Below are 2,894 nucleotides of genomic sequence, written 5' to 3'. Positions count from 1 at the left end.
TTTCACCCAATGGGTGCAAAGTCCAATTTGTTGGACTACTTGTTAATACTACGATTCAATCATTTTTGATGTTTTCTATGAATAATTCAGGCTTAATTAAGATACTTGATAACCCCTTTTATGCAATTTGTAAAAAATTACAAAAGGTATATGAAAAATTAATTTCTAACCCTAATACTAAAAGTGTTGGTAGACCTAAGAAATATTCGGACTTGCAAATTATCCAATGTCTTTTGTATAAGGTCATGAATAAAATTTACTGTTTAAGAGAACTGGAGTGGAAATTGACTAATGATATTATAGCAGCAAAGATAATTGGACTTTTCGATATTCCTGATCATTCTACTTTCTGTATTAGAGCAAAAGAGATTGAAAAATCTTTGTTTTATCAAATATAATATATAGGATGTTTGTTCTCTTATTAAATCCTGATTTAAGAATTTGCTCTATAGATTCCACAGCATTAAGAAGTTCTAGGTTTGATTCTGAAGCCAAGTCAGGTAAATCCACCAGACTAGGGTGGTATAAAGGCTATAAGCTTCATCTAATTAGTTCTTCTGATTTAGTTCCATTAGAATTTCACTTTACTACAGCAAATTTTTACGATAGTAATTGCAAGGATTTAATCCTTAAACTTAAGGGCTACGATATCTTTGCCTTATTAGGTGATGCTGCTTATGGCAGCGTGAAACTGTTTAAATTATGCAAAGAACTATCCTTTCACCTAGTTACTGATGTAAATCTCAGAAAATCTAATTCAGTTGATAATATTAAGAATGAGTATAGAAAAAGAAATTTCTACTTTATTGATTCTCCTATCGAAGAAAAAATATATAAAAAAAGAATCACTATTGAAAGACTATTTTCTATATTTAAGCTCCGTTATGACCTTGAAAATCCAAGATTACATGGATTTAACAAATATCAATCCCATGTGATGTGGACATTATTGTTATATCTAATCGAAAAAATAATTAATCAAGGGGTTACTTGTAACAAGTTTCCTTGGAATAAATAGAAATTCTGTAAAAATGGATATTCCTAGAAAATCCTAAGTTAATTATTCAACAAGCTATATAAAATAATAAGATTAAAATAGTAAATGGAGGATACACATGAATAAAAAACGCCTATTTATTATGCTATTATTTTTTATGCTTTTATTAATTATAGGATGCAGTAACAAAAACATTACAACTATTGAAGAAAATAAAAATATAAAAAATGAAATAAAATATGGGTTAGCAGAAAATGGGAATAAAATTGAAGAAGACATAATTAAAACAATCAAGTATGAATTTAAACTTTCAGATGGTTTAATAAGAAAGGGGTATTATAAGGGAGATTTGAAAGATAATTTACCAAACGGTGATGGTATTTTTAAGGATATAGATGGCACTAAATACATAGGGCATTGGAAAGATGGTTTGCCACATGGCGAAGGTACTTATTATAATGAAGGCTATTGGATTTTAGATGGCAAATGGGAAAATGGTGAATTTGTTAAGTTAAAAGATGAATATATAAGCCTAGAAAATGCTAAAGATGATTTAGAGCAATTACAAAGCTTTGTAGTTTGTAATCATCCTAAACTACAAAATGAAGAATTTAGAGAAAAGTTTTTAAAGCAGATTGAAAAAGCAAAAAAGAGTATTAAAGAACCTATTAAAAAAGATGAATTTTATTTAATTGTTCAAGAACTATTAGCAACATTAAAAGATGGACATACAAGTGCATATTTTAAGCCAGAAACAAAAAAAATTCCTTTAAATATTTTATGGCTTGATGAAGGTATTATTATAACTGAATCATTCAATAAATTTTTGAAAGGCGATAAAATTTTAAAAATAGGTGATAAAGATACAAAACAAATATTATCAGGGCTTATAAAAGTTATTCCTGCAGAAAATGAATTTTGGGTTAGGGCAATGGGAGAATCGTTATTACTAACAAAAGCATACTTGAAAAAACTAGGATTAATAAGAGACAATGAAGAAGTAAACTTCACTGTAGAAAGAACAAATGGAGAAGTTGAAACAATAAGAGAACATTTTTATACATATACATTTTATGAAAGATATAAGCGGAACTCAATTGGGTCATATAGTTTTAAAATTTATGATGAAAATAATCTAGCAATTTTTGCATTAAATCGTTGTATAGTTAATAATGATTTATCAAAAGAAATAGAAAGATTTTTTAAGCAAGTAAAGGAAAAAAATATTTCAAGAATTGGAGTAGATTTAAGAGAGAACTTTGGTGGTAACTCAAGTGTTATTAATGAATTTTTAAGATATATTAAGAGTAATAAAGAATATAAACCATATGTAATTGAAAAAAATAATAGGAAAATGAAATTAGTAAAGGCTAATAATAATAACGAATATATATACAATGGGAAAATTTATATTCTTACATCAAAAAATACATTTAGTTCAGCGATGCTCTTTGCAAATACATTTAAAGTTAATGATATTGCTCTTATTATTGGAGAGCCTACTGGAAATTCAATAAATAACTACGGTCATACAGTTCATAAAATGCTTGAAAATTCTAATATTACTGTATTTGCATCTACTAGATACTGGAAAAGCCCAGATAAAAATAATGGAAATACTCTACAACCAGATATCTTAATAATTAAAAAACGTAAAGATATAATAGAAGACAATGATCCAGTAATAAAATGGTTGATAGAAAGTAATTGATAAAAGTAATACATATACTTAGGACTATATTTGTGGGTAAGGGTATTGATTTGCAATTAATTATTTCTAATGGTGCAAAGCCATTTTAAAAAACTTGAACCTTTCTTATTAAGATAGATTTTCATATGCGATTGCTGTGGTTCCATAAAAATAACCTATTGCATAATTCAATTAAATATGTTAAAA

At 26.9% G+C, this 2,894-nt stretch carries 1 protein-coding gene and 1 pseudogene; both read left to right on the top strand.

The genetic code is table 11. From position 1 onward, the window contains the following. Positions 1-77: 77 nt before the first annotated feature. Positions 78-1,018: pseudogene (locus tag BUB36_RS18660) on the top strand (transposase). A gap of 97 nt (positions 1,019-1,115) precedes the next feature. Beyond that, a complete protein-coding gene (locus tag BUB36_RS18655; RefSeq protein WP_073153796.1) occupies positions 1,116-2,708 on the top strand; it encodes a S41 family peptidase in 1,593 nt (530 codons plus the stop codon). The last annotated feature ends 186 nt before the right edge of the window (positions 2,709-2,894 follow it).

Source organism: Paramaledivibacter caminithermalis DSM 15212, from assembly GCF_900142245.1.
Classification (GTDB): domain Bacteria; phylum Bacillota; class Clostridia; order Peptostreptococcales; family Caminicellaceae; genus Paramaledivibacter; species Paramaledivibacter caminithermalis.
Note: the sequence above shows the minus strand (reverse complement) of the source record. Positions and strands in the feature narration are given on the sequence as shown.

Coding starts and splice junctions, on each gene's coding strand:
- BUB36_RS18655 (WP_073153796.1), top strand. CDS start 1,116: ATGAATAAAAAACGCCTATTTATTATGCTATTATTTTTTATGCTTTTA.